The sequence below is a fragment of the Candidatus Neomarinimicrobiota bacterium genome (assembly GCA_030743815.1).
Classification (GTDB): Bacteria; Fidelibacterota; Marinisomatia; order Marinisomatales; family S15-B10; genus UBA2146.
This window is the reverse complement of sequence record JASLRT010000090.1, coordinates 21,263-46,157: the sequence shown is the minus strand read 5'-3', so window position 1 is coordinate 46,157 and position 24,895 is coordinate 21,263. Positions and strand designations below refer to the sequence as shown.

General features: G+C 48.2%; 19 protein-coding genes and 1 pseudogene. 14 read left to right on the top strand and 6 right to left on the bottom strand.

Annotation, left to right across the window (positions count from 1 at the left end):
* The first annotated feature begins 70 nt into the window (after window positions 1-70).
* From ftsY to QF669_07375, 13 genes and pseudogenes are all read left to right on the top strand, one after another.
* Complete coding sequence (gene ftsY / locus QF669_07435; protein MDP6457263.1) at window positions 71-919, top strand: signal recognition particle-docking protein FtsY; 849 nt, start codon at window positions 71-73, stop codon at window positions 917-919.
* 120 nt (window positions 920-1,039) lie between these two features.
* Window positions 1,040-1,192 (top strand): annotated as a pseudogene (locus QF669_07430) (type II toxin-antitoxin system HicB family antitoxin).
* A 318-nt stretch (window positions 1,193-1,510) separates the two neighbouring features.
* Window positions 1,511-3,499, top strand: a complete 1,989-nt coding sequence (gene uvrB / locus QF669_07425; GenBank protein MDP6457262.1) for an excinuclease ABC subunit UvrB — start codon at window positions 1,511-1,513, stop codon at window positions 3,497-3,499.
* Window positions 3,500-3,575: 76 nt separating this feature from the next.
* Window positions 3,576-4,556 carry a UDP-glucose 4-epimerase GalE gene (gene galE / locus QF669_07420; protein ID MDP6457261.1) on the top strand — a complete coding sequence of 327 codons (981 nt, stop codon included), beginning with the start codon at window positions 3,576-3,578 and terminating at the stop codon, window positions 4,554-4,556.
* Window positions 4,553-5,752, top strand: coding sequence for a sigma-54 dependent transcriptional regulator (locus QF669_07415; GenBank protein MDP6457260.1), 1,200 nt, complete (start codon window positions 4,553-4,555; stop codon window positions 5,750-5,752). Before galE ends, QF669_07415 begins: the two co-directional genes overlap by 4 nt.
* A 7-nt stretch (window positions 5,753-5,759) precedes the next feature.
* Window positions 5,760-6,353 (top strand): LptE family protein, encoded by a 594-nt coding sequence (locus QF669_07410; protein MDP6457259.1) that lies wholly within the window; start codon window positions 5,760-5,762, stop codon window positions 6,351-6,353.
* 3 nt (window positions 6,354-6,356) lie between these two features.
* Window positions 6,357-7,658, top strand: coding sequence for an asparagine--tRNA ligase (gene asnS, locus QF669_07405; GenBank protein ID MDP6457258.1), 1,302 nt, complete (start codon window positions 6,357-6,359; stop codon window positions 7,656-7,658).
* A 132-nt stretch (window positions 7,659-7,790) separates the two neighbouring features.
* Window positions 7,791-8,243, top strand: coding sequence for a TIGR00725 family protein (locus QF669_07400; protein MDP6457257.1), 453 nt, complete (start codon window positions 7,791-7,793; stop codon window positions 8,241-8,243).
* Window positions 8,240-8,521, top strand: a complete 282-nt coding sequence (locus QF669_07395; GenBank protein ID MDP6457256.1) for an acylphosphatase — start codon at window positions 8,240-8,242, stop codon at window positions 8,519-8,521. The genes QF669_07400 and QF669_07395 overlap by 4 nt, the downstream gene beginning before the upstream one ends.
* Window positions 8,522-8,542: 21 nt before the next feature.
* Window positions 8,543-10,156, top strand: coding sequence for an NAD+ synthase (locus tag QF669_07390; GenBank protein ID MDP6457255.1), 1,614 nt, complete (start codon window positions 8,543-8,545; stop codon window positions 10,154-10,156).
* Window positions 10,157-10,159: 3 nt separating this feature from the next.
* Window positions 10,160-10,591 (top strand): hypothetical protein, encoded by a 432-nt coding sequence (locus QF669_07385; protein MDP6457254.1) that lies wholly within the window; start codon window positions 10,160-10,162, stop codon window positions 10,589-10,591.
* 104 nt (window positions 10,592-10,695) lie between these two features.
* Window positions 10,696-13,074 (top strand): DNA internalization-related competence protein ComEC/Rec2, encoded by a 2,379-nt coding sequence (locus QF669_07380; protein MDP6457253.1) that lies wholly within the window; start codon window positions 10,696-10,698, stop codon window positions 13,072-13,074.
* Between the two features lie 398 nt (window positions 13,075-13,472).
* Window positions 13,473-14,207 carry an ion transporter gene (locus tag QF669_07375; protein MDP6457252.1) on the top strand — a complete coding sequence of 245 codons (735 nt, stop codon included), beginning with the start codon at window positions 13,473-13,475 and terminating at the stop codon, window positions 14,205-14,207.
* 45 nt (window positions 14,208-14,252) lie between these two features.
* Here QF669_07375 and QF669_07370 read toward each other — a convergent pair whose 3' ends face one another.
* From QF669_07370 to QF669_07345, 6 genes are read right to left on the bottom strand one after another with little or no spacing between them, the layout of a single operon-like run.
* Entirely contained in the window at window positions 14,253-16,286 is a 2,034-nt protein-coding gene (locus QF669_07370; GenBank protein ID MDP6457251.1) for an adenylate/guanylate cyclase domain-containing protein, read from the bottom strand.
* Between the two features lie 9 nt (window positions 16,287-16,295).
* On the bottom strand, window positions 16,296-16,643 hold the full coding sequence (locus tag QF669_07365) for an STAS domain-containing protein (GenBank protein ID MDP6457250.1): 348 nt from the start codon (window positions 16,641-16,643) through the stop codon (window positions 16,296-16,298).
* Between the two features lie 23 nt (window positions 16,644-16,666).
* Complete coding sequence (locus QF669_07360; GenBank protein MDP6457249.1) at window positions 16,667-17,086, bottom strand: ATP-binding protein; 420 nt, start codon at window positions 17,084-17,086, stop codon at window positions 16,667-16,669.
* A 20-nt stretch (window positions 17,087-17,106) separates the two neighbouring features.
* Entirely contained in the window at window positions 17,107-20,490 is a 3,384-nt protein-coding gene (locus QF669_07355; GenBank protein ID MDP6457248.1) for a two-component regulator propeller domain-containing protein, read from the bottom strand.
* A gap of 6 nt (window positions 20,491-20,496) precedes the next feature.
* On the bottom strand, window positions 20,497-20,883 hold the full coding sequence (locus QF669_07350; GenBank protein ID MDP6457247.1) for an energy transducer TonB: 387 nt from the start codon (window positions 20,881-20,883) through the stop codon (window positions 20,497-20,499).
* Between the two features lie 57 nt (window positions 20,884-20,940).
* Window positions 20,941-22,455, bottom strand: a complete 1,515-nt coding sequence (locus QF669_07345) for a tetratricopeptide repeat protein (GenBank protein MDP6457246.1) — start codon at window positions 22,453-22,455, stop codon at window positions 20,941-20,943.
* Between the two features lie 200 nt (window positions 22,456-22,655).
* Between QF669_07345 and QF669_07340 the strand changes: the two genes are divergently transcribed.
* Window positions 22,656-24,776, top strand: a complete 2,121-nt coding sequence (locus QF669_07340; protein MDP6457245.1) for a penicillin acylase family protein — start codon at window positions 22,656-22,658, stop codon at window positions 24,774-24,776.
* Window positions 24,777-24,895: the final 119 nt, after the last annotated feature.

Genomic DNA, 24,895 nt, shown 5'->3' with positions numbered 1-24,895 from the left:
CGTTACACGTCCTATGGTTGTCTCTTCTCTCGGTCGGCTGTTTCAGTCGTTGTCACGAACACGTGAAAAGATGTCAAACGCTGTTCGCAAGATTGCCGCAGCCAAGGTATCTTCCGACAGTCTGCAGGAGATAGAAGCGCTACTGTTGAGTGCCGACGTTGGTGTGGAGACGACTGACGAGATCGTTCAGTGGCTCGAATCAGATGCCGCCTCCGCCTCAGTGGGAAACGATCTCAGAAGCTATCTGCAAGATCTTCTCAATGCGGAAACAGATGAAAGTTTCTCGGCTGAATCGGAGCCGGCGGTCGTATTCATTGTGGGGGTAAACGGCACAGGGAAGACGACATCGACCGCCAAACTTGCTCATTTGCTGCAATCAAGTGGAATCTCAGTGATGCTTGTGGGAGCAGATACCTATCGCGCGGCGGCGGTGGAACAGCTTAAACAGTGGTGCTCAGTAACAGATGTCCCGCTCGTCTGCAACGAGAGTGCGAGAGATCCGTCGTCCGTCATATATGATGGATTGGAGGCGGCATCAGCAAGAGATGCCGCTACGGTCATTATCGATACGGCGGGAAGGTTACACACTTGCAGAAACCTCATGAGCGAAGTGGAAAAAATGTACCGTATCGCCTCTACGAAATTCCCCCATTTCAGCGTTATCAGTTATATTACTCTCGATGCAAACCTCGGTCAGAATTCACTCACACAGGCCCGGACCTTCAACGAACACATTCCACTGGACGGAGTGATTCTGACCAAGATGGATGGGACGGCAAAGGGTGGAATTGTCTTTCCAATCTATCGCGAACTCGGAATTCCTGTGAGATACATCGGTGTGGGCGAAACATTGGACGATCTTGTTGAGTTTAATGCGGAAGACTATGTGGCGTCTTTACTGGGACTTGGTGTTGAATGAGGAATCGTTACCGATAAACGTGGGACGATCACATATCAGCATCACTCTGAAGACCTGAATCAGTTGGAAACTGAACAAGGGAAAGTGTAAACTGAAAAACCAGCATTGGGAGCTTAAGGGATGAAGCGTTTCTACTCACTGGAGTATTGGCAAGATGAAGGGTGGTATGTGGGCAAGTTGAAGGAAGTGCCTGGAATCTTTAGTCAGAGGAAAACCCTGGACGAACTTCGACATAACATCCTTGATGCGTATCAGCTAATGCTTGAATCCGATGAGGATGATTCCCCTACAAACTGGTATTGGGAGAGCGACGAACCGGATTCGATTCTGATCGAGGTTCGGGCAATGGATGAGAACTACTACGACCACTTTATCCGCTACGGTTCGGGAGACGATTTCAGTTCTTTTGCTCTGGGTCAAGGATCATCCTCCAGATCGGTCGGCATCGAAGGTGGAATCGGTGTCTTCTGTGCCATCGCCACCGATCGAGTGTATCGCGTATTCGCACCGTAACATCTCAACGCTCCCTGCAAATTATTCCGACTCAATTCCTTGACATGCTCCTCGGAAGAGGGTAAATTTGGAGACATAATGGCAGATTTTCGTATACATACGGACTTCAAGCCGACGGGCGATCAGGGCAGTGCCATTGCCGAATTGTCCAGCGGCCTGCGCAACAGTGAGAAGTATCAGACGCTGTTAGGTGTAACTGGCAGCGGCAAGACTTTTACCATGGCCAATATTATTCAGGAAGTCAAGCGGCCGACGATTGTGATTTCTCATAACAAGACGCTGGCGGCTCAACTCTACGGTGAATTCAAGGCCTTCTTCCCAGAGAACGCTGTTGAGTATTTCATCAGCTACTACGACTACTATCAGCCGGAAGCGTATCTGCCGGTGACAGACACCTTCATTGAAAAGGACTCCTCCATTAACGAGGAGATCGACAAACTCCGGCTGAAGGCTACCAGTTCATTACTATCGCGGCGGGATGTCATCGTCGTCAGCAGTGTTTCGTGCATTTACGGCATCGGTTCCCCGAAAGAGTACCAGGAAAAGGTCGTTCATATTGAGAGGACACAGAAACTTAACAGACGCGAATTCTTTTTATCACTGATAGCAATTCACTATGCACGGAACGATGCTGTATTGGAGCGGGGCCGTTTCCGCGTCCGCGGCGATGTTATTGAGCTGTTTCCCGCTTACGAGGATGTGGCTGTGCGGATCGAGATGTTTGGCGAAGAAATTGAGCAGATAAGCTCATTTGATCCTATGACAGGCGAGGTTATCAGGACGGTGGATTCCCTCTATATCTATCCGGCGAAACACTTTGTTACCGATGAGGCGACCATCGAAGGTGTCATGGATGAAATCAGACTTGAGCTGGCGGACAGGTTAGAATTCTTGCGGGGCGAGGGAAAACTGTTAGAGGCTCAGCGGCTGGAACAGCGAACGAACTTCGATCTCGAGATGATGCTTGAGGTGGGGTATTGCTCCGGTATCGAGAATTATTCGAGATATTTCTCGGGGAGAGCCGCCGGACAGCGGCCGTGGACGCTCCTAGATTTCTTCCCCGAAGACTATCTCATAGTCATCGATGAATCCCATGTGACATTGCCGCAAGTTCAAGGGATGTATCACGGGGACCGGAGCCGGAAAAAAGTTCTGGTGGAGTACGGTTTTCGTCTCCCGTCGGCGCTGGACAACCGCCCGATGATGTACGATGAATTTGAAGCCGCCATCAATCAAGCTATCTTTGTTTCGGCGACACCGGCGGAGAGGGAACTAAAGTATTGCAATGGTGTGGTCGTTGAACAGATCATACGACCAACGGGACTCATCGATCCGGAGGTTGAAGTGAGACCTACAGAAGGCCAAATCGATGTTTTGATTGGCGAAATCAAGTCGCGTATCAAGGATAAGGAACGAATCCTCGTGACGACTCTTACCAAACGGATGGCGGAGGACCTGACAGATTACCTTTCGGGGATGAATTTACGGGTCAGATACCTCCATTCTGAAATCGATTCGCTCGAGAGAGTGAAGATTCTGCGTGATCTGAGACTGGGGGAATTCGACGTGCTTGTAGGAATAAACCTGCTGCGAGAGGGATTGGATCTTCCAGAAGTTTCACTGGTGGCTGTGCTGGATGCCGACAAAGAGGGATTTTTAAGATCAGAACGATCGCTGATGCAGGTTGCCGGGCGCGCATCCAGGAACATTAACGGCAAAGTGATCTTCTTCGCTGACAGAATCACCGATTCCATGAAGGGTGTTATTGACGAATCTAATCGGCGGCGGCAAATCCAGAGGGAATACAATGAAAAGCACGGCATCATACCGACCACCATTTACAAGTCTGTAGAAGATGTGCTGGCTTCCACATCAGTGGCAGACGCATGCCGGGACAGTTCCGTGGGAGAATATGCGTCCAGGGGCGATCTGTTTGATAATCTGGATAAAGCGGCGGTTCTCGATATGCTTAAGAATGAGATGCTGGAGGCTGCCGAGAAACTGGAGTTCGAAAAGGCTGCTAAGCTTCGTGACGAGATCGAACGGTTGAGGGAGGAAATCGCATGATTTTGGATTGCGGAATTTGGAATGCGGTACCTCGGTTAGGTTACACGTCTGTTTTGTCGCTCATGATGTACTACAGATGAAGATTTTAGTTACAGGAGGAGCGGGTTATATCGGTTCTCATGTGGTTCTGGACCTGATTGATGCCGGATATGAGGTGGCTGTCCTGGATGATCTCTCATCAGGTTGGGCGGAGAATGTGGACAGCAGGGCAAGCTTCATAAAGGGATCAACTCACGAAAGCGATCTTCTCCAAGAAGCACTCAGCGATGGTGTCGAAGCTGTCATCCATCTGGCAGCCTTCAAAGCCGCGGGCGAATCGATGAAAAAGCCAGAGAAGTATACGCACAATAACATTGACGGCACTCTAAATCTCCTCAATGCCATGCTCGACTGCGGGGTGAATAAGTTCGTGTTTTCATCGACGGCGGCGGTGTACGGCGATCCCCAGTATCTACCTATGGATGAAGAACATCCCGTGAAACCGGCCAATTACTACGGTTTCACGAAACTGATGATCGAGGAGTGCCTGGATTGGTATGGCAAGCTGAGAGGACTCCGTTTCGCCGCTCTGCGCTACTTCAATGCTGCGGGATATGATCCAGAAGGGCGTGTGCGCGGACTTGAAAAGAATCCCGCAAATCTGCTGCCTGTTGTCATGGAGACGGCCGCTGGAATCCGGCAAGAGATGGCAGTCTTCGGAAACGATTATGAAACTTCTGACGGCACGGGCGTCCGTGACTACATTCATGTGACAGATTTGGCGGAGGCCCACGTCCGCGCTCTTGAACATTTGGATGAGAATAGTTCACTGACTGTAAATCTCGCCGCCGGAGAAAGCTTTTCGGTACTGGATGTGATCAACAAGGCGAGAGAGATTACCGGTGAAGAGATTGCCTTCTGTGTTATGGATCGTAGGCTTGGCGATCCTGCCGAACTAATCGCCACATCAAAGAGAGCGGCGGACCTACTGGGATGGAGGCCAAAACGCTCCGATCTTGATACGATTCTTAATACCATGTGGCAAGTCTACAAGCCTGAGGAGAAATTAGTTTCATGAGTGATATAGATTGTATACGCCGTACTTCCGGCATTATTGGTAATTCAGACGGCATCGAGCAGGTGCTGGAGATGGTAACAGAAGTGGCACCTGTAGATATCTCCGTGCTGATCACAGGTGAATCAGGTACCGGCAAGGAGATTATCGCCAAGGCGATTCACAAGGCGAGCCGCCGTTCGAGTCAGCCACTTGTGACCGTCAACTGCGGTGCCATACCGGAAGGGATCATCGAGAGTGAACTGTTCGGACATAGAAAGGGGGCCTTTACCGGCGCATCTGATGACAGGAAGGGCTATTTTGAGGAGGCCGACAGGGGGACGATCTTTCTAGATGAGATCGGAGAGACGCCAGTTGAGACGCAGGTAAAACTGCTGCGAGTTATCGAATCGGGTGAATTCATGCGGGTTGGGGATGCCAAGACACGCCGTGTGGACGTGCGCGTCATTGCGGCCACTAACAAAGACCTGATGAAAGAGACTGAGAAGGAAGCTTTCAGAAAAGACCTCTATTACCGTCTGCGAACCGTCACCATCGACGTTCCTCCGCTGCGCCACAGGCTGGATGATCTCGATCTGCTGGCGGACCGGTTTGCTCTGGAATTCTCCCGCAGTAATGACATCGTTTTTCGCGGTTTTACTTCCGATGCCCTGAGCGTTATGAAGCAGTATGACTGGCCCGGGAATGTGCGCGAATTAAAGAATTTTGTTGAAAGTATCATCATTTTCGAACGGGGAAATCGTATCTCCAGTGATATGGTGATTAAACATTTGAGTCCCATGGTGGAGACTGTGTCAGGCAACCTTCCTGTCCCCGTGAACAAGTCAACCGATCAGGCGGAGCGAGAGCTGATCCTGCAACAGCTACTTTTCCTGAGGCAGGATATGCGCGATCTGAAATCGATGATTGGGGAGGATGCCCTAGATCGCAGTGGAGAGGTCGGTTATCTAAATCCGGAAGGAACTGTCTCCAATCTGCCGCTGGCGCCACTTGATCCTGAATCGATGAAAAGCATCAGGTCATCGGCGATCGGGGAAATGAGTATGAATGATTTTGAGCGAGAAATAATTACGCGGACGCTCAAGAAATTTAACAAGAACAGACGCAAGGCTGCCAAGGTGCTGGGCATCAGTGAACGGACACTCTACCGCAAGATCAACGAATACGGCCTCGAAAGGAAACAGAAGATTAAGGAGTGAATGTGGATTGCGGTTTGATGAGCGTGGAACAGGGATTATGGAACGGGGAATTAAGGCTTCTATTATAACTATAATCACGATGCTCTGGCTGGCGTGCGGCATCTACTCCTTCACCGGTTCGATTCCGCCACACATCAAAAGTATCAGCATCCCTCTTTTTGTGAACGAAACTGCCGAGTTTGGAGTCGCTGAGTCAATTACTGATGAGGTGACGAATACCTTTCTGGAGGAAAACATACTTAAAGTTGTACAAGGTGATCTGTCGGATTCTCAATTGAAGGGGACAATTAAGAAGGTTAACGATTCACCCTACACCTACTCCGAAACTGAAGAAGTGCTGGAATATCGGTTTTCTGTTACAATCCAGGTAGAATGGTTTGACGTTTCGCGTGAAGAAACTCTGCTGAAAAAAAACTACTCCAGCTGGGGTGCTTACAGTTTGACACAGGACATAGCTTCCGATGGAATTGACAATGACGGCGACGGTGAGATCGATGCAGAAGATCCGGATGAAACGGGGGATCCAAGAGTATTGGCAACAAAGGTCGCGGTAGGGAAAATAAGTGCCGACATTATTAATGATATCGTATCAACTTGGTGAGGAATGGTGATTGTGAAACATACGTACATCGCAGATCTGAAGGATAAGGTGGGAGAGGAAGTTACTCTTCACGGCTGGGTCTACAATAAGAGATCCAGCGGCAAGATCTGGTTTCTTATCCTGCGGGACGGAACCGGATATACGCAGTGCGTTGTCCTTAAGGATCAGGTGAAGGATGAGCTGTCCAATCTTGACACGGTTCTGACTCAGGAATCATCCGTTTCGGTGACGGGGTACATTAAGGAAGACAAGCGTGCTGTGGGAGGATATGAGCTTGAGGTGAGCGATATCACAGTCCATCAGGTTGCACAGAACTACCCCATCTCAAAGAAGGACCACGGAACGGCTTTCCTGATGGACAATCGCCATCTCTGGATTCGCTCGAAGCGTCAGAATGCTGTCTTGAAGGTGCGGGCGGAGATAATCAGAGCGTGCCGTGATTTTCTGGACAGCAACGGCTTCGTCAACCTCGATACACCGATCTTCACCAGTAACGCGTGCGAAGGTACCACCACTCTTTTTGAAACAGATTACTTCGGCCAGCAGGCATTCTTGGCTCAGAGTGGTCAACTCTATAATGAAGCGAACATCATGTCTTTCGGAAAGGTGTACTGTTTTGGCCCCACATTCAGGGCTGAAAAATCAAAGACGCGCCGCCACCTTACAGAATTCTGGATGCTGGAGCCGGAGATGGCTTACTGCGACCTCGATGAAAATATGGAGTGGGCTGAAGGACTTATCTGTCACGTTGTAGACTGGGCGCTCAATCGATGCAAAGAGCAGCTTGATGTCTTGGAGCGAGACACGTCGCAGCTCGAAAAAATAAAGAAACCATTTGCTCGCATTTCGTATAGTGACGCAGTGGGAATTCTTCATAAAAGTGGCGAAGAGTTCGGATGGGGCGGTGACTTCGGCGGGGGACACGAAACGATCATCTCGGATCAGTTCGAAGGTCCCGTCATTGTACACCGTTTTCCGGCGGCCATAAAGGCGTTCTACATGAAGCGTGATCCTGAAGATGATCGGCTGGCGCTCGGGATGGACTTTCTTGCGCCTGAGGGATATGGAGAGATTATCGGTGGTGGTGAACGTGAACCTGATTACGATGCACTACTGCGCAATCTGAAACATCATGAACTTCCTGAAGAAGCTTTTCAGTGGTACCTCGATTTGAGGAAATATGGTACTGTACCGCACGCCGGATTTGGTCTTGGACTTGAACGTACGGTCACCTGGATATGCGGACTGTCACACTTGCGGGAAACTATACCATTTCCGAGGATGATTTACAGGCTGGAGCCGTAGAATTGTTGATTGTTGATTGATGATTGTCGATTGAAGATGGATGATTAAGGAGACCAAAACTTATGGCGGTTGCGAGGTTATCTATTTTCGAATGATGATTGATTATTCTCGATTGATGAGTGGGAGATAGAAGTGGCAAGAAAGGCAAGGATTGCTGTGTTTGGAGGATCAGTGTGTGATGCTGAGACGAGCAAGAAAGCTATGGAGGTGGGTCGTCTATTGGCGCAAGAGGATGTCATTGTTTACTGCGGAGGCAGGACAGGTGTGATGGAAGCCGTTTGCCGCGGCGTTGCGGAAGCAGGTGGAACCGCTGTGGGGGTTCTCCCCGATGATCACTGCGATAACGCTAATGGTCACGTGTCAATACCGGTGGCTACTGGTTCCGGCCAGGCCCGCAATGTCATGATCGCCAATTCGGTCCATGGAGCCATTGCCATCGACGGCGAATACGGAACACTCTCTGAGATCGCTCACACACTGGGACAGGGGAAACCGGTTGTCGGTCTGGGGAGTTGGGAAATCAAGGGGATGCAAGATGCAGAAACTCCCAAAGAAGCTGTAGCAAAAATCCTCGGCCTTATATGAGTGAAAAAGCGTCCGCTTTTATCAGGATAACCGGCCGTGTACAGATGGTTGGTTACCGATTCTTTACTCAGCAGTGGGCTGAGGATTTCTACCTTGACGGGTGGGTACGCAACAATCCCGACGGTTCAGTCTCGGCGGAGGTTGAGGGAAAGAAAACGACCATTGAGAAACTCATTACCGAACTCAAGCAGGGTCCGAGAATCGCTTCGGTTGATGAAGTGGACGTCAAGTGGGGCCCTTTCAAAAAAAGATTTCGCGGATTCCGCATCAAATATTAGAGCGATACTTTAACTAAGACAATGCAACTTGTACTTTGCCAGGTAAATCCAACTGTTGGAGATCTCAGTTACAACACCGATTTGGTACTCAGATATTATAATGAGGCCACGTCAAATGGAGCTGAACTGGTTATCTTTCCTGAGATGGTCATCACCGGTTATCCGCCCCAGGATCTGCTCACCGAAAACCGCTTCATTGTCCGAACAGAAGAGGCTGTGGCGTCTGTCATTAAGAAGATTAATCAAATTCCTGCCATTTTCGGCGCTGTCAGAAAAGAGAACGACCGCATTTTCAATTCGGCTGTTGTGGCCAGAGAAGGGAAGATGATTGCCGCCTATGATAAAGTGCTTCTTCCAACCTATGATGTCTTTGATGAACATCGCTATTTTTCTCCGGGGAAGAACCTGCAACCTGTCACAATACCAATTGCAGGCAAGGATGTGAAAGTTGGTCTACAGATATGCGAGGATCTCTGGGATGAAGGGTACAACTGCAAGGTGACAGATGAAATGGTAAACAACGGGGCAGAGTTGATTATCAACATATCAGCATCTCCTTTCAGTGAAGGCAAACGTTTCGAGCGGATTAATCTTATTGAGAACAAAAGCGCCAGTCTCAACGTACCGTTTGTTTATTGCAATCAGGTAGGGGCGCAGGACGAACTGATTTTTGACGGCCACTCTCTTGTCTACAATTCCGGCGGAAAACTGATTCGCGAGGGGGCCCAATTCGAGGAAGAGTTTATCTTAATTGATCTCGACAATCCAGTAGTAATTGACGCCCGTCCCTACGACAGGGAAGCGGAGTTGTTCAACGGACTGGTTCTTGGAATCCGGGACTATTTCGGTAAGACGGGTCACGCTCACTCTGTGATAGCTCTAAGCGGTGGTATCGATTCGGCGCTGACAGCGTGTTTAGCCAAAGAGGCGCTGGAGAGTCAAAACGTTACTTGCATCACTATGCCTTCCCATTTCAGTTCCGGGCATAGTGTGAATGATTCTACCCAGCTGGCGAAGAATCTGGGAATCGAACTACTGAATATCAGCATCGAAGACCTCATGGACGATTATGATTCAGTTCTCTCTCCTCACTTCGACGGTATGGGACACGATATCACGGAAGAGAATATTCAGGCAAGAATCCGCGGCAACATCATCATGGCCTTTTCCAACAAACTTGGTTATCTGGTTCTCTCCACGGGAAACAAGACCGAACTTGCCCTGGGTTACTGCACGCTCTATGGCGACATGAGCGGGGGACTTGCCGCCATCAGCGATCTCAGTAAGACTGATGTTTATGCGCTGGCTGAATGGTACAACCGATCCCGCGGTAAAGAGATGATCCCGCAAAACATCTTACTGAAAGAGCCATCTGCCGAGCTTGCGGAAAGACAGGTAGATCCGTTCGATTACGATGTGGTCAGTCCACTTGTGGACGAGATTGTTGAGAACCACCGGGGAAAGAAGGAACTGGTGCAGATGGGGTACGACGATGCCCTTGTGGAAAGAATATCTTCTCTCATTCGTCGCGCTGAATTCAAGCGCCGACAGGCGGCTCCCGGTCTGAGAGTGACAGGCAAAGCTTTCGGAATGGGACGGCGCTATCCCATCGTGAATCACTTCGATAATGATTGATCAATGAGAAAGACTCTCTTTATTCTACTGATGATAACTGTCTTGGGTGGACAGGACCGATCCGAGAGCGATTTCTGGCAATCTCTCAGCGACAGCGGCAAAGTATTGTTCCTTCAGGGACTCTATACGGGATTCACAGAAAGTCTCAACATTCTGCAGCAGGAAGCACTCAGGCAGAAGAGGGAGGATGCTTACTGGTCGCCGCCGTTCTCCCACGAAAACTCCGCCAAGCGGCTGAAAGAGTATTACGCGGACGAAATGCCGGCTTATGAGGTCATCGCCGCATTTCTAGACGCATTCTACTCGAATCCCGATAACCTCCACATCGAGTTCCTAGACGCACTGCACATCGTCATGCTGCATCAGAACGGGAAGATTCAGCGGGCGAACGAACTGCTTCTCATGAAGCAGAAAGAACTCCTCAAGGGACGATAGAGTCTTTGATAGTATTCTGAATGTCTGTTGGGCTGCTTGCCCGGCAGGTAGCTCAGAAGCGAATACCAGTTTTGAGTGGGAACCGTGGCGGGTAGGACAGTAATGTGAATATACCGATCTTCTTCCAGAAGTCCCCTCTGGTATCCTTCTGTCTCGCTTTCGTCGCCGGTATACTCCTTCAACAGTTCTTTCACTTTCCAGCACTAATACTCCTCGTAATCGCCGCTGTAGCGCTGATCCCGCTGTGGAGGGTCAGCCATGATAACAGACTGATCACCCTCTTGATCGTCATGACGGTTGTTTGCGGTGGACTGAGGCTGTCCATCGTACAATACGATGAGCGTGAAAAAAGAGAGTTCGTATCAGGCGTCCACCAACGCGAAGTGGAAGTCTCGGGAGAGGTACGGGAGATCAGGCAGATGGAGCGGGGATACCGATACCTTGTGGAGGTTGACGGAATAACGAGTGACTCTCTCAAGTGGCGACCCGATAACTTCCGAATTCAAGTATACAGCGAAAAGGGAGGTGAAGTCGTTGTTGGCGGTGGTGTAATGTTGCGCGGCGAAATGATGACAATCCGCGGTCCTCGCAATCCCGGTGATTTTAATTTTAAGACCTTCTACGAGAGAAAAAATATCTGGGCCAATGTTTACCTGGCGAAGGGAGTATCCGTTGAAACGGCAGAGAATAATACAGCAACAGTCATTGCTTGGATAGAGGCATTCCGCCAGTGGGCCAGAAGGCTGTTCCACGGCACGGTGGGAGGGGACGCCGCTAGACTGATGACGGCCCTTATCATCGGCTTGCGCGAAGAGATTCCCAGCGAAATCAGGCAGGACTTTGCTGATACCGGTGTCATTCATGTATTGGCTGTCTCCGGACTACATGTAGGCTATGTGCTGATCATCATCATGGCGCTGGCGAAGCTGATCAGGATTCCATACCGATGGGACAAAGTTGCCGTCATCGCAGCGCTGATGTTCTATGCGATCATTACCGGCGGGCGGGCCAGCGTCTGGCGAGCGGTACTAATGGCATCACTCTACGTAGCGGCGCCGCTGTTTCAGCGAAATGTCAGTCTGTGGAACATACTTGCCGCATCTGCTCTTACGCTTCTGCTGGTCAGTCCGAACTACCTTTTCGACGTCGGCTTTCTCCTCTCATACTCGGCCGTTATTTCTATCGTCTTTTTCTATAGCCAGATTGACTCTGTTCTGCCGGAAAAGGCTCGACCCTCGAACATAAGGAATCCGCTTGTGAGAGGGACTTTCGCTCTCGTCATTGTAACGGCGTCGGCGCAAATGGGCACCATCCCGTTCACGTGGTCGTTCTTTCATCGCATTCCCATCATTTCCATGGTTGCCAATGTGCTCATCGTGCCGGTCATCGGGCTCATCGTCTCCATCGGTTTTGCCATCCTGCTTATAGGATCGTGGCTGCCGTTTGTGGGCGATGCGTTCGGCAATTCAGCATGGTTTTTGAGTGAAGTGACTTTTGCTCTGACACGATTCTTTTCTGATCTTCCGTTTGCTTATCTGGACGCCGGTACGCCATCCACCGTCAATTTGATTCAGTACGGGCTCTTCATCGCAGCTCTGTTTCTAATGCTGCGCCGTCTTCTCTGGAAGGGTGCCATTGCACTGACACTTGCGGCGAATCTGTTCATCTGGCCGTGGGCGCTCCATCATGACGTCATGGACGTCATTTTCCTCGATGTGGGGCAGGGCGATGCCGCTGTCTTGCATGTTCCCACGGAAGACGGTGTGAAGACAATCCTGGTAGACGTCGGACCGAAGACATTCACTCGCGATGCTGGTGAGAAGGTGGTGGTACCCGTGCTGAAATATCTGCGCGTGGACACGGTTGATCTGCTTGTCATGTCACACCCTCACAGCGATCACATCGGCGGTGTGGAGGCACTGCTTGATGCGGTCCCGGTTAAGGAAATATGGGACACCTTCTCAGATTATGACTCACGGCTGTACCAGGCGATTCGCAATCGGATCGAAGAAGGTCAAATCATTTACAGGCGGGTTGGAGCAGGGGAGCTGGAATCGCGGTTTGATCCTGCCCAGCTATATCTGCTCCATCCCGACAGTCTGTGGGCCATTCATGAGAGGAACGTTAACAATATCTCCATCGTTATGAAGATCACGTACGGCGAGTCGTCATACCTGTTCGTGGGTGATCTTGAGAGGGAAGGTGACAGAGAGACAATTGCTTTCACGGATCAGCTCGATACAGACGTGCTGAAAGTAGGGCACCACGGTTCCATCACCAGTTCAACGCAACCACTTCTGGATCTTATTACGCCTAACTTTGCTGTCGTTTCGGTAGGAGACAGGAACAAGTTCAATCACCCGTCTGCGCTGGTTATGGAAAGAGTCCGGGATTCCGGCGCGCAGGTGCTGAGAACTGATCTGGAAGGAGCTGTCTGGTTTAAAAGCGACGGACGACGCATCTGGCGTCATGAGTGGCGCTAGTAAAACAGATATAGCCAGGTAGCCGCAATTATACATGGACTGGTTATTCCGGGCAGCGCTTGGAGTTGTGAAAATCAAATGGGATGGCCAGATCGTGATCATCCCTTATTCATCCGCTTTCATTAACAGATGCGCACCCACCTGTTTTCAAAATAACTTGACTTGTCATATAAAAGTTCGCTAACATTTCCATAACTGTGTACTTAGGGGGGTGAGGACTCAGCATGATTCGATATCAATCAATCGATGCAAGATGACCTGAGACCAATGATCGCTAAATGTGAGGTGAGCCTTACAAATGCGACAAAATGAAATAGAGATAAAGTTGTTATTAGCAATGCATGACAGTTTTTTCATAATTCAATAATAGAGATCAAAAAGAGAGACTAGGGGGTCAAATGAAGTTCTTAAAAGGATTAAGCGGCTTTGATAAGTTCATATTTGTCTTATCCGTTTATGTGATTGCTGAGGTCTATCTCGAAACGGTCGTAACCTTTTCAGATAGAACGCTGGACATTCTCTTGATCATAGACACTCTCATCTGCTTCGTTTTCCTCGGAGATTTTACGGTTGGCCTCGTGAAGTCAGACAACAAAACGAAATACCTGAAGTCTCGTTGGATTGATGCGGTATCATCAATCCCTGCAGTCGGATTCCTTCGGTACGGTCGAGTATTTAGAATTATCAGAATTCTTAGACTGGTCCGTTCATTGAGGCATGTGCATTTTATTTTTAATAAAAATGACGCTTTATCCTCATTTCAAAATATAGTGTTCCTCACAGTTCTAATATTGCTTCTTTCCTCAATAAGTTTTTATCAATTCGAGAAAATTGCTAACGAATACATCAATACACTGGGAGATAGTGTCTGGTGGAATCTTATCACCATCACGACGCTAGGATTCGTCAGCGATGTTGAGCCTGCAACAGTAGAAGGGAAGGTTATTTCGGTTGCACTGATCTTTTCCGGATTGGTTCTATTCGGCACCTTTATTTCCATGGTGACAGATTATTTTATCCTGGATGAGGAGATTGAGGAACGGTTACACAGGATCGAGACGCACTATACCGTTATAGAATATAAACTGGACGATATTGCCCAGAAGATCGAGAACCTATCATCTGAGGAGTGAACGCCTCATGAATCAGTTGTACATGGGACTCGCTCATAAGGGTGATCACATCACCTCGTAGATTTGTATCGGTTTAGCTTTTCCTTTTAATTCAATCGGATCCAATTCATGAAAATTGAAGGAGCCTCGGGCGTGTTCTTTCGCAGCCTTGGATATGAGTATTTGGCCCGCCTGAGCAACTGAACAAAGGCGTGATCCCAAATTGACGGTGTCCCCGATGACGGTATAATCCATCTGATCTTTTGAACCGATATTACCAGAGATAACTTTTCCACGATTAATTCCGATTCCAATATTAATTGGCACGTCATTTCGGGCAATCCGTTTATTGTTCAATTTGTTCAACGATTCAGTCATTGTGATGGCTGTTTCAATCGCGTTAGTAGAGTCGTCTTCAGACGAAATGGGAGCCCCATAAATTACCATCAGCTCATCACCCACGATCTTGTCTAAAGTACCATTATGTTTGAAAACAATGTCAATCATTTCACTGAAATATTCATTCAGGGTCGATACCACTTTCTCGGGCGTCATGTTTTCGCTCATGGTTGTGAAACCCCGGATGTCGCTGAAAAGAATTGTGACCTCTCGTTCTTCTCCACCCAGATTCAGTGCCCGTTCATCATCGAGTAATTGATCTACTACTTGTTTGGAAACATAACGTTTAAAAGTGTTCTTTATCTTGTTTTCAATTGAAATATCTTCAATAGCAATAACCATCCCCAGGTGCTGGTTCTGGTAGTCGGTCAGCGGGGCGGCGGATATGTTAATCATTGTTTCATCTGAACCTATGGTAAAAGAGATATGCATCTCTGAAGCGATCTTCCGGTTAGTTTCGGCGGCTAATATGACATCACACACAGCGGAATCATTTTCGAACAGATATTGATAGTGATTTCCTATGATTTCCTCTGACGGCATCTGTAGAATCCTCAGGCCGGCGTCGTTGACAGAGTCTATTTCTCCTAATAGATTGGTGGTTATGACAGCGGTGGCAATACTTCCCATGATGCTTTCACTAAAACGTTTTGCATCAGTGATGTTTCTGAACAGCCGAGCATTGTCCATCGCTACACCCGCCTGCGCCGCCAGAGACATCAACATTTCTAGATCTTCAGAAGCAAAAGGACCAATCCCAGTTCGAGATTCCTTATCACATAACACTAGACATCCAAGCACACCGTCTTTTCCGATGAGTGGTGCTAACAAGAGATTATCGTGCATGATCTTGGACTGGAGTTCAGTATTATCGTCAACCGAAAGCATTTTCGGTTCTTGACCTTTCCAGATCTCGGCGAGTACCCCCTTTGTAGTTGAAAACATGATCTTGTTCAGATGGTCTTCATCGGCGTTGAAACTGGCTTTCAGTTTCAAGATTGGGCTGTTCTCCTGAGCCATCAGTACGAATCCCGTGGAAGCATTCAACGTTGCCGCGGCTCGAATGAGCACTTCTTCCGTGAGGGAGTCCATATCGAGGACAGAACTTATGGCGAGACTTACGTCAAAGAGTGTCTGCAATTCGAGCAGTTTGAGGCGTAAGTCGGTTCTTTTCTCCTGGATGTCTTCAATAAGTTCCTGATTATAGAGCGCGTCAGTGAGATGATTGCAGATAATCTCAAGGATTTTCATCTCTGTTTCGGTGAAATCTTCGTTAGTGAACTTCCTTCCCAGGGCAAGCAGCCCAATGAAAGAATTCTTGTGGTAGAGAGGTACATACAGTTCACAGCCCAGCTCAGAGAAATAGCGCCTTGTCTTTTCGGGCAGATCGCTGAGGAGACTGTCGATTTCTCCGCCGCTGAGAGACGAATGTTTGAACTCCCTCAACTGACTACTGACTTCTTCTGACCACGGCAGTGGTGATTTCAGCTTCTTGTTTCCCTGGACGGCCATTACTTTCAGACCTTCTGAGCTGTGAATGAAAATGGCGCCTCTCGGCGCCATCATCGTTCCAAGGATAATCCTCAGTATGCCTCGGCTGATCCCGGAAGACTTGTCCTCATCTATCAGGACAGCGCCCAATTCATCGAGGGCGTTCAGGTAGAATTCAACTTGATCCTTGTAATCGGAATCAGAGTTCAAAGGGAAGGATCAGTCGGCAAACGCTTCCAAGCCGTCTTCTTCGGAGGGGAAGATAGTGGAATACTTGGTCAGACCCATGATATTGAACGTCTTTTCAACAATTGGGACCAAATTGTAGTAGCCAAGTTTACCATTTACACCTTGAAGCTTTTCAATTATCTCGATCAGTATCGATACACCAATACTATTTACTACTTTAGTTCTCTCCAGATTGATCAAAAACATCTTCTTGTCTTCTTCGAGTTTCTCTGAACACACTTCAGCAATCTTTTCCCCGGCGATGTTATTCAGGTAACCATCGGTCTCAAGTATTACGATACCGTTTGCTTCGCGAACATCTAAGCCAAAATCTGTCATGCTTTTGCTCTCCTAAGAGTCTTCTACTTATTCTTGACCATTGTTACAGTTGTCCCCGATTCAGAAGACTCAAATTCAACTGAATCCATAAGTTCTTTGATGATCTGAAGTCCCCACCCGCGTTTTCTCTGGCCTTTCAGTTTATCATCAATATCCGGTATTTCAACCTTCTCACTTTCGAAACCGACGCCTTTATCTTCAACTTTTATGATCAGAGTATCTTCTTCTATGATAAAATGTATGAACACGTTTGCTCCATCCGATCTGGAGTGCTCAAATGCATTCAGGCACGCTTCGATGAGCGCCATACTGATTTCAGCGGTGGCCTCTTCATTAAGATCCATATGTTTTGCCACTACTTCCGCAGTGTTTGTAGCGGCAAGTTCCATGTCGTGAATTACGGGTATCGATAATTCTACTGTCGTTTTTGGTTTTGCATGCATTTTATGTTTCCCCTTCGTACCTACGCCGTGGCGGTTTGAGCGGACTCTTTCTTCTCAAAGACGATGAAAGTGATATCATCAGGGTTTTGGACACCGGCCATCCATTCGTCGCCAAGGCTTATCAGCGCCTCCTTGACCTTTCTTGCACCACCGCTGGCGGTGTTCTCGATACAGTCCCTCACTGCGGGATAGTCAAGCAAGTGACCTTCATTATTGGGTGCTTCAGGCAGTCCGTCTGAGAGCATTACCAGAACATCCCCATCGTTAAAAGACCTTTCTACTTTCTCAAACTGTTCTTGAACACCACCTCCCAAAGGCAGATTAGATATCGCTATCTCTTCCACTTGCCGCGATGACGCCGAGTAGTGGTAAATGGGTGGCATTGCTGCAGAACCGAGATGAATTTCGCCGTTCTTGAACACACATATGTTGAGGCACATCCTCAGTCTGCCAGTCTCTACCCGCTTTACTACGCGATCGAGCAAGTTCAGTATATCATCCGGTGATTCCGATTCTATTCCGGAAAGCCCGGCTTTTGTGATCGAGACCATCATGCCCGATTTTGTGCCGTGTCCTGTTGCGTCACCACAGACAGCATAAATATTACCGTCCGGCAATTCAAAGAAATCGTAATAGTCGCCGCCTACTTCTGTGCTGGTACGCATGTAGGCTTCAACTTCTACCCCGGAAATATTAGGCATTTCCTGTGCAATCATGCTCAACTGGAGATCTCTGGCCTCAGCGAGTTCATCCGTCTTTCGTTTCTCTTCGATCTTTCTGCGCTGAGCCCGGTCTACCTGATGGACGACAAATGCTCCTGCAACCAGCACCACCAAGGCGTAAGATGAATATGCCCACCAAGTCTTCCAGAAAGGTGGATTCACCTTTATTTGAAGAGTGTACGGCTGTTCGTTCCACAAGCCGTCATTGTTGCTTGCTTTGAACTTGAAGGTATAAGAGTCAGGATCGAGCCCCTGCAGTGAGACCGATCTGTTGGTGCTGTTGTCAACCCAGTTGGTCAAGTAATTCTCTAGGCTGTAGGCGTACTGATTCTTCACTGACTTATTGTAGCTCAGGCCGACGAAGTTTACGATAATTGACTGTATTCTGTGATCAATCTCAATCGCACCCTCTGAAAAATCGACTAACTGCTTGTTACCTCTGAAATCGATCGTTTCGACCGTTTCAATGGCCAGAGCAGGCTTGTCAAGGTTAGTGGTTATATTGCCAGGATTTACTGTTGTAAGCCCAGCTACACCACCAAAATACAGCCTGCCAAGAGAACTGACGGCAATGGATGCCGGATTCAAGATATCCCCCGGTAGTCCGTCTGATTCAGTAAATGATTGGAATGACTCTTCCTGGGGATTCATCCTCGCTACGCCGCGTCGAGTGCCCATCCATAAGAATCCTTCATTATCAGCGGTAATTGACGAAATAGTGTTGCTGGGCAAGCCGTCGCCAACTGAATATCTCGCAAAGTTGTCCGCGTCCCTGTTGTACCTGTATAGTCCTTCTCCCGCCGATCCGATCCACAGGGTACCATCTCCGTCCTCATACAAGGATGCCACTACATTCGAGGAGAAACTGTTTGGGTCGTCTGGATCGAGAATGTAGTGTTTTGTTGGTTCCATTGTCTTCTTATCGGTACGGAACAGACCGTTCGATTCCGTTCCAATCCAGAAGTGGTTTCCAGAGTCCTCCAAAAAGGCTGTGACACCGGCAACATGCGCATTCTGCATACTGGGGTTGTACTTATAAATAACGAATCTGTCCAGCTTGTGTTTGGCAATTCCGTCGTACGTCGCGAACCACATAATCCCTTCTCGATCCCTGTAGATGGTACGTATTTTCCCTGCTAATTGATCACCTCTGTCAACGTCTTCAATATTGGGGAATCTCGTAAACTTATTACTGTCTGGATCTATTAGGGTTAAGCCGGCGTACTGACTTGCAATCCAGATCCCTCCTTCAGGTGAAATCTCGAGAATACCCGTCTCCGCCGTGAGCAATGAGTTTTCATCCATTGGATCGGAGATGTAGCTACGGATCAGTTCATGGGAACTGGTTAAATGGTCAACTCCTTTTTCGTGTCCAATCCAGACAGAGTTATCAGAATCAATTCTCACTGATTCAATATTGTGACCCCTTACGATATCCTTCGTTGTATTTGGATTGAGTGTCTGGAAGTACTTGGGTGTCTTGATGAGTCTATTCAGCCCTTTTGTAGTACCGATCCAGACATTCTTCATTTCATCAATAAATAAACTTGTTATCTCATTTCCAGAGATTGATCCGGCATCTTCAGGATCGTGTACAGCCGTTTCGAAATCTACATCTTCATCAATCAGACCATACATACTGTAGAAGTTTGAAGTCTTAAAATGGATAATGCCTTTGAACCCAGCCACATATATCCATAGATCACCATCAATCCCTTCATAAACGGCTCTGACGAACTTGCCAAAGAGGTTTTCGTAAATCACATCATCAAACATGTCCATATTCGCGTCGTAATAGACAAGTCCGCTGTAAGTGGCCATCCAGAATCCTGACATTTGTGCGCCTGTCTTAAACGGTATTAATTGAGATACCGCATACGATTGAGCCATAGAGAACCAGCGAGTACGGGCGTAGCGCTCTACCTTCAGATCGCCAATCCGGATTCTATCCAGTCCGCTCGGGGTACCTACCCATAGGCTGTTATCCAGTATGAGTAGTGTATTTATTCTGTTGTCTGATACGGTGTTTGTGTCTGACTCTGAGTGGAAAAAACGGATGAATATATCTTTATCCTTACGATAGTAATTAAGCCCGTTGGTGGTGCCGAACCAGAGATTGCCCAGGGTGTCCTCCACAATTGGAGTAAACTGTGTTTCATCAAAATCGTCACTGGAAATCGTATATGGGTCTAATGGACTGAACTGAAAACTCTTCACTTCACCCGTCGACTTATCAATTCTGTAGACGCCGCTCTGTTTTGTCGCTGCCCAGAGCACGCCGTCACGGTCCTCCAAGACGTAAACAGGTCTACTCGCGGTCGTATATCGTGTGAACGAGTCCTTACCATAACGGTACAAGTCCAGCCCCTTATCGGTTATTGCCCAGAGATCACCTGCGGAATCTTTGTAGAGGTTCCAGATTCTATTTCCTGACAGTGCCGTGCTGTCGAACGGGTTAGAGGAGAAAACAGTTACGTCATAACCATCGTACCTGTTGAGACCTTCCGTTGTCCCAAGCCAGACAAAACCGTTGTTATCATCAGAAATTGAACCGATGACGTTATCCGACAGGCCATTTTCATTAGTAATCCTCTGGAAGACCATTTGTCCGTTCGCCGCCAACAAGAAGCTGGACAGAATGATAGATGGTACTACTAGCCGCATTCGCCGCCTTACGTTCATCGAACTCTAACTCCTCTTGAGCCTGAACCTGATAGGGAGGACAAATCTCACGGGAACAGCCTTGCCTTGATGGTAGCCGGGAACAAACTCCAATTCCTCAACAACCCTTAAAGCTTCTTCATCGCAACCTGCACCCAGCGGTCTTAAGATTTTCGGTTCTTTAACTTTACCTTCTTCAGTGACAATAAAACCGACATAGACGACACCTTGAACCTGCATAACTTTCGCTTGTTTCGGATATTTTAGTTTCTTGGCGACAGTCTGTACACCTCCCTTAATCTCAGGCATCTTCTCAGCGACAAGGTAGATGCCCTGTTCGTCTTTTTGTTGCGCGACCGCGACCGATGATGTTATCAGGAGCACCAGGAGAAAGAATGTTCTTACGGCTATCATATTAAATCCTCGTTTTAATGGCATTATTTTTAGTCCTCAATTCAATTGAAATTGTAATTAGGATAAGCCAAGCTGTTTTTTAGCCAGGTTGCGGACAATGGCGCTGTGCCAGCTGGAGAAATTCCAGCGGGTGATCCCCTCAATAATTTTGTTTGACCGCTCATCCTCACCAGCCCCCTTCAGCGCAAGCGCCTTGAAGTAGCCGTAGTACAGATTATTCGCTTCATCCACCTTCTCGAAAAACTTCACCGCCTCATCGGTCTTTCCGCGGTTGAGGGCGATCATACCTTTGAGACCGTAATACCCTTCAAGTATTGTCGGATCTTTGATGTTCTCAAGTATAGCTTTTGCCTCGTTAAGATGATTTTCAGCGGTATCATAATTGCCAAACAGGACATTGCACCAGGCGCGCAGTGATGCAAAGCCGGCTGTGTTGTCCCGTTTCGTAATTTCATCATCCAGTTTAACCATCATCTTCTCTCTGAGAGCGATATTCGTTTCGACAGCCTCGAACGCTTCTTTCTTTCTCTGGCTGTGTCCATAGACAAGGAACTTCTGAAAATTAAGTCCTGCTTTCCAGCCGAGGGCCGCCGTTTCAGACAGATCCATATCGTCGATTCCTGACTCCGTTTCGGCGAGGAGGTCAATTGCCTCATCAAACCTGTTCTGATGCAAGTATGAGAACATTTTGTAAATGGTCAAGTTAAGCTTGCCGTTAGGGTTGGAAGCAAGAGAGATAGAACGGCTGTAGCGTTCGTGCGCTTCTTCAAACTCACCGTTAAACATAAGATTGTGGGCGGAGACCAGTATGGCGGTATTGATATGAGATGAGCCGCTCTCTTCATCGACTTCGATCCCTTTCTCATAGACTTTCTTGGCCGCTTCGAAATCGCTGGCATGCCGGTAAATGTTTCCCTTCAACTGATAGGAGTAACCGGCGTCGGGGCGGATTCGTATCATCTCGTCCGCGTAGCCCAGCGCAAGGTCCATGTCCTTCTCTTCATCGGGTAGCTCAATGTTGTTTCCGACCCCCACATGTTGTGATGTGAGAGAGAACCAACCAGGATAGAAATCGCGGTCAATCTCCACGGACTGTTTGAAAGACGCCGCTGCTTGATCGAGCTCTCTCCTCACATTGTAGGCCCAACCCAGTTCTAGATGCGCCTCCGGGAGATTGGGATGATCGGCGACCAACTTCTGTGCGGCTTCGAGCCTACCGTCCGAATTGCCTTCAAATATATTCTCTTCAATTTGGATGAATGACCGTTCCATGTCTGAGACACGATCTTTGGCGGCAAAAGCTTCTTGCCTGTACTGCCGGTTCTTGATGGGGTCCTGTTCATTAATGTATAGTTTGGCCAGCACAAAGTCGGTATCTTCGGCAAGCGCTGCTCTGTACTTTTCGCGGGCGTCGCCACCATTGTTTTCCTGAGAGGCATATCGAGCCTCCAGGAATAGTTCCTTAGCCTTAGATGAAGATGCAGTAATAGTCAGCTCTTCAATGGGCTGACTTGAGCACGAAAGAAGTAAGAGTGCTGAAATATGTAGCAAAGTGAACCTGCATTTACCCATATATAATTCCTCAGCGTTATGTATTCAAAAGCAATACGTAAATAATAAGGTAAACACCAAAATAGTATTTATCAAGTAGGTTTTTGCATAAAAACGGAGATAGATCCCGTCATATTTAGCCACCAGGGATTAGACAAGAGGGGCGAACATTTAACAGGACTGTTGGTATTGTTGCTGATAGACTCTATTTTTGAACGTTTATGAATAGACTTATTACGGTTGTTGTCCTCACAGCGGCATTGATTACAGCTTCGCTGGCTGCCGATCGTACCCTAACCGCCCCCGACGGCTCAACAGTATCTATCCTGCGTGATGAGTACGGTGTCCCGCACATTATAGGGGAAAATGAAGTGGGCGTCTTTTTTGGTCAGGGATTTGCAGTGGCGGAAGACCGTCTCAACCAAATGGAGTTCCATCGCCGCGCGGCGGAAGGGCGGATGGCGGAAGTCCTCGGCGGTGATCTTCTCGGCTGGGATAAGTTAGCGAGAACGGTAGGCTATACGGAAGAGGAGAGGCGGCAACAGTATGACGATCTTCCGCTTCAGATTCAGAGTTTCGTCTCTGCCTACGCTATGGGAGTTAATACATTTCTTGATACCATGGCGCTCAATCCGAATAAATACAAACCGCAGGAGATCGTCCTTCTTAATATAAAGATGGAACCGTGGACGACCTCTAACAGCCTTGCTGTCAGTCAATACCTGGGGCGCAATTTCGGACAGTTCGGCGGGAGCGAACTCAGCCGCCTGGTGGAACTTCAGAATCAGGGTCAAGACTGGTTCGATGATAACCGTCCCATCAACGATCCTGAAGCTCCCACCACAATCCAGGATGGCGGCGCGGCGGCACAGCGAGAATGGCATTATTCAGGAATGACCGTCAGACCGGAAGTTGTGGACAAACTGGAGCGCCGTCAAACCGGGATAAAGGTCATTGCGGATCAATATAATCTGCCCACGAAGTTCGGTAGCTTTGCGGTTCTAGTAACGCCGGAAAGATCCAGCAGTGGGAATGTGATTTTGCTCGGCTGTCCACAAATGGGAGAACCACGGTATAATGAAGTTCAGATTGCCAATGAAGTAGAATTGGATTGTCCCCAGTTTCACGTCGGCGGTATGTCCGTGGCGGGCATCCCTGGTGTTATTATCGGACATACGGATCATCATGCGTGGAGCATGACCAGCGGGGTCTCCGATAATACAGATATCTATATCGATTCTACTAAAGACGCCTCCTTTAGTCAGTACTACTACAATGGCGAGTGGCACGATTTTGAGGTCATCACCGATACAATCCATGTCAGACTGGGAGCCAGCGAAATATTTACGCACTACAGGACGGTACACGGCCCCATCATCGCTGAAGACCTTGAGAAACAACAGGTTTTCGCTGAAAAAATGGCATTCTGGAAAGAAGAGGTAACGATGATGAAATTTTTCTATAACAGCTATAAGGCGACGACCCTTGAACAGTTTGAGAATCTGGTGAGAGATCACTTCGTTATGAATTTCAACCTCCACTATGCCGATCAGGATCAGAACGTGAAGTACTGGCATGCGGGTAAGTTCCAGGACAGGAGTGATGGTGTCGATCCGCGTCTGCCGCACAAGGGCGACGGTTCGGAGGAGTGGGGTGGCTTTATTCCGTTCGAAGATCTGCCGCAAGCTGATAGCACAGATCAGGAATACTTTGTCAACTGGAACAACAAACCGGTGAGTTGGTGGGACAATGGCGACAACGTCCCCTGGGTTGGTGATCATCGTGTCAGGTTAATGTATGAATATGTTGATCCCATCTCATCGATCGCTTATGATGATGTAAAAGCGGTGCCGCAGAATCTCAACAGCCACGGTTCTTATCAACAGGTATTTGAACTCACTGGTGACGGCTGGATCGACGAAAATATTGTGCCTCCGGGCCAGAGCGGCTTTATCAGTTGGATGGGCGTCAGGAGCCCTCATTTTGATGACCAGTGGCAGCTTCATCGCGACTGGGAATTCAAGGATATGCTCTTCGGCGAACTGACCGTAAGTGTCGACACGGAACCAACCTTGCCGCAGTACTATTCTCTGTACCAGAACTACCCTAATCCGTTCAATGCAACGACTGCCATCGGCTTCGACGTTCCTGAAGCATCTGAGTTGCGCATCGCGATCTACGATTTAAGCGGCCGGGAAGTGGCAGTACTGGTGAGTGGTGGAGTGATAACTGGTAGACATGAAGTAGCGTGGGATGCGTCGGGATTCCCGAGTGGACTTTACTTCGCTCAACTCATTGCAGGAAATCTACACCAGACGATGAAGCTCATTCTCCTCAAATAGAGACTCGCAATACCCTATGACATATACCTGCTGAGTACACATTCACTATTGGGTGGCGACACGATAATGACATTGAAAATCATTCTACAATGTAATATATTCTTAATGTTATAGATCTC

What these genes read in the sequence shown, in the direction of transcription:
- uvrB (MDP6457262.1), top strand. Translation starts at nt 1,511, where the DNA reads ATGGCAGATTTTCGTATACATACGGACTTCAAGCCGACGGGCGATCAG.
- ftsY (MDP6457263.1), top strand. Translation starts at nt 71, where the DNA reads ATGTCAAACGCTGTTCGCAAGATTGCCGCAGCCAAGGTATCTTCCGAC.
- QF669_07395 (MDP6457256.1), top strand. Translation starts at nt 8,240, where the DNA reads ATGAGTGAAAAAGCGTCCGCTTTTATCAGGATAACCGGCCGTGTACAG.
- galE (MDP6457261.1), top strand. Translation starts at nt 3,576, where the DNA reads ATGAAGATTTTAGTTACAGGAGGAGCGGGTTATATCGGTTCTCATGTG.
- QF669_07375 (MDP6457252.1), top strand. Translation starts at nt 13,473, where the DNA reads ATGAAGTTCTTAAAAGGATTAAGCGGCTTTGATAAGTTCATATTTGTC.
- QF669_07345 (MDP6457246.1), bottom strand. Translation starts at nt 22,455, where the DNA reads ATGGGTAAATGCAGGTTCACTTTGCTACATATTTCAGCACTCTTACTT.
- QF669_07365 (MDP6457250.1), bottom strand. Translation starts at nt 16,643, where the DNA reads ATGACAGATTTTGGCTTAGATGTTCGCGAAGCAAACGGTATCGTAATA.
- QF669_07390 (MDP6457255.1), top strand. Translation starts at nt 8,543, where the DNA reads ATGCAACTTGTACTTTGCCAGGTAAATCCAACTGTTGGAGATCTCAGT.
- QF669_07340 (MDP6457245.1), top strand. Translation starts at nt 22,656, where the DNA reads ATGAATAGACTTATTACGGTTGTTGTCCTCACAGCGGCATTGATTACA.
- asnS (MDP6457258.1), top strand. Translation starts at nt 6,357, where the DNA reads ATGGTGATTGTGAAACATACGTACATCGCAGATCTGAAGGATAAGGTG.
- QF669_07385 (MDP6457254.1), top strand. Translation starts at nt 10,160, where the DNA reads ATGAGAAAGACTCTCTTTATTCTACTGATGATAACTGTCTTGGGTGGA.
- QF669_07350 (MDP6457247.1), bottom strand. Translation starts at nt 20,883, where the DNA reads ATGATAGCCGTAAGAACATTCTTTCTCCTGGTGCTCCTGATAACATCA.
- QF669_07415 (MDP6457260.1), top strand. Translation starts at nt 4,553, where the DNA reads ATGAGTGATATAGATTGTATACGCCGTACTTCCGGCATTATTGGTAAT.
- QF669_07355 (MDP6457248.1), bottom strand. Translation starts at nt 20,490, where the DNA reads ATGAACGTAAGGCGGCGAATGCGGCTAGTAGTACCATCTATCATTCTG.
- QF669_07360 (MDP6457249.1), bottom strand. Translation starts at nt 17,086, where the DNA reads ATGCATGCAAAACCAAAAACGACAGTAGAATTATCGATACCCGTAATT.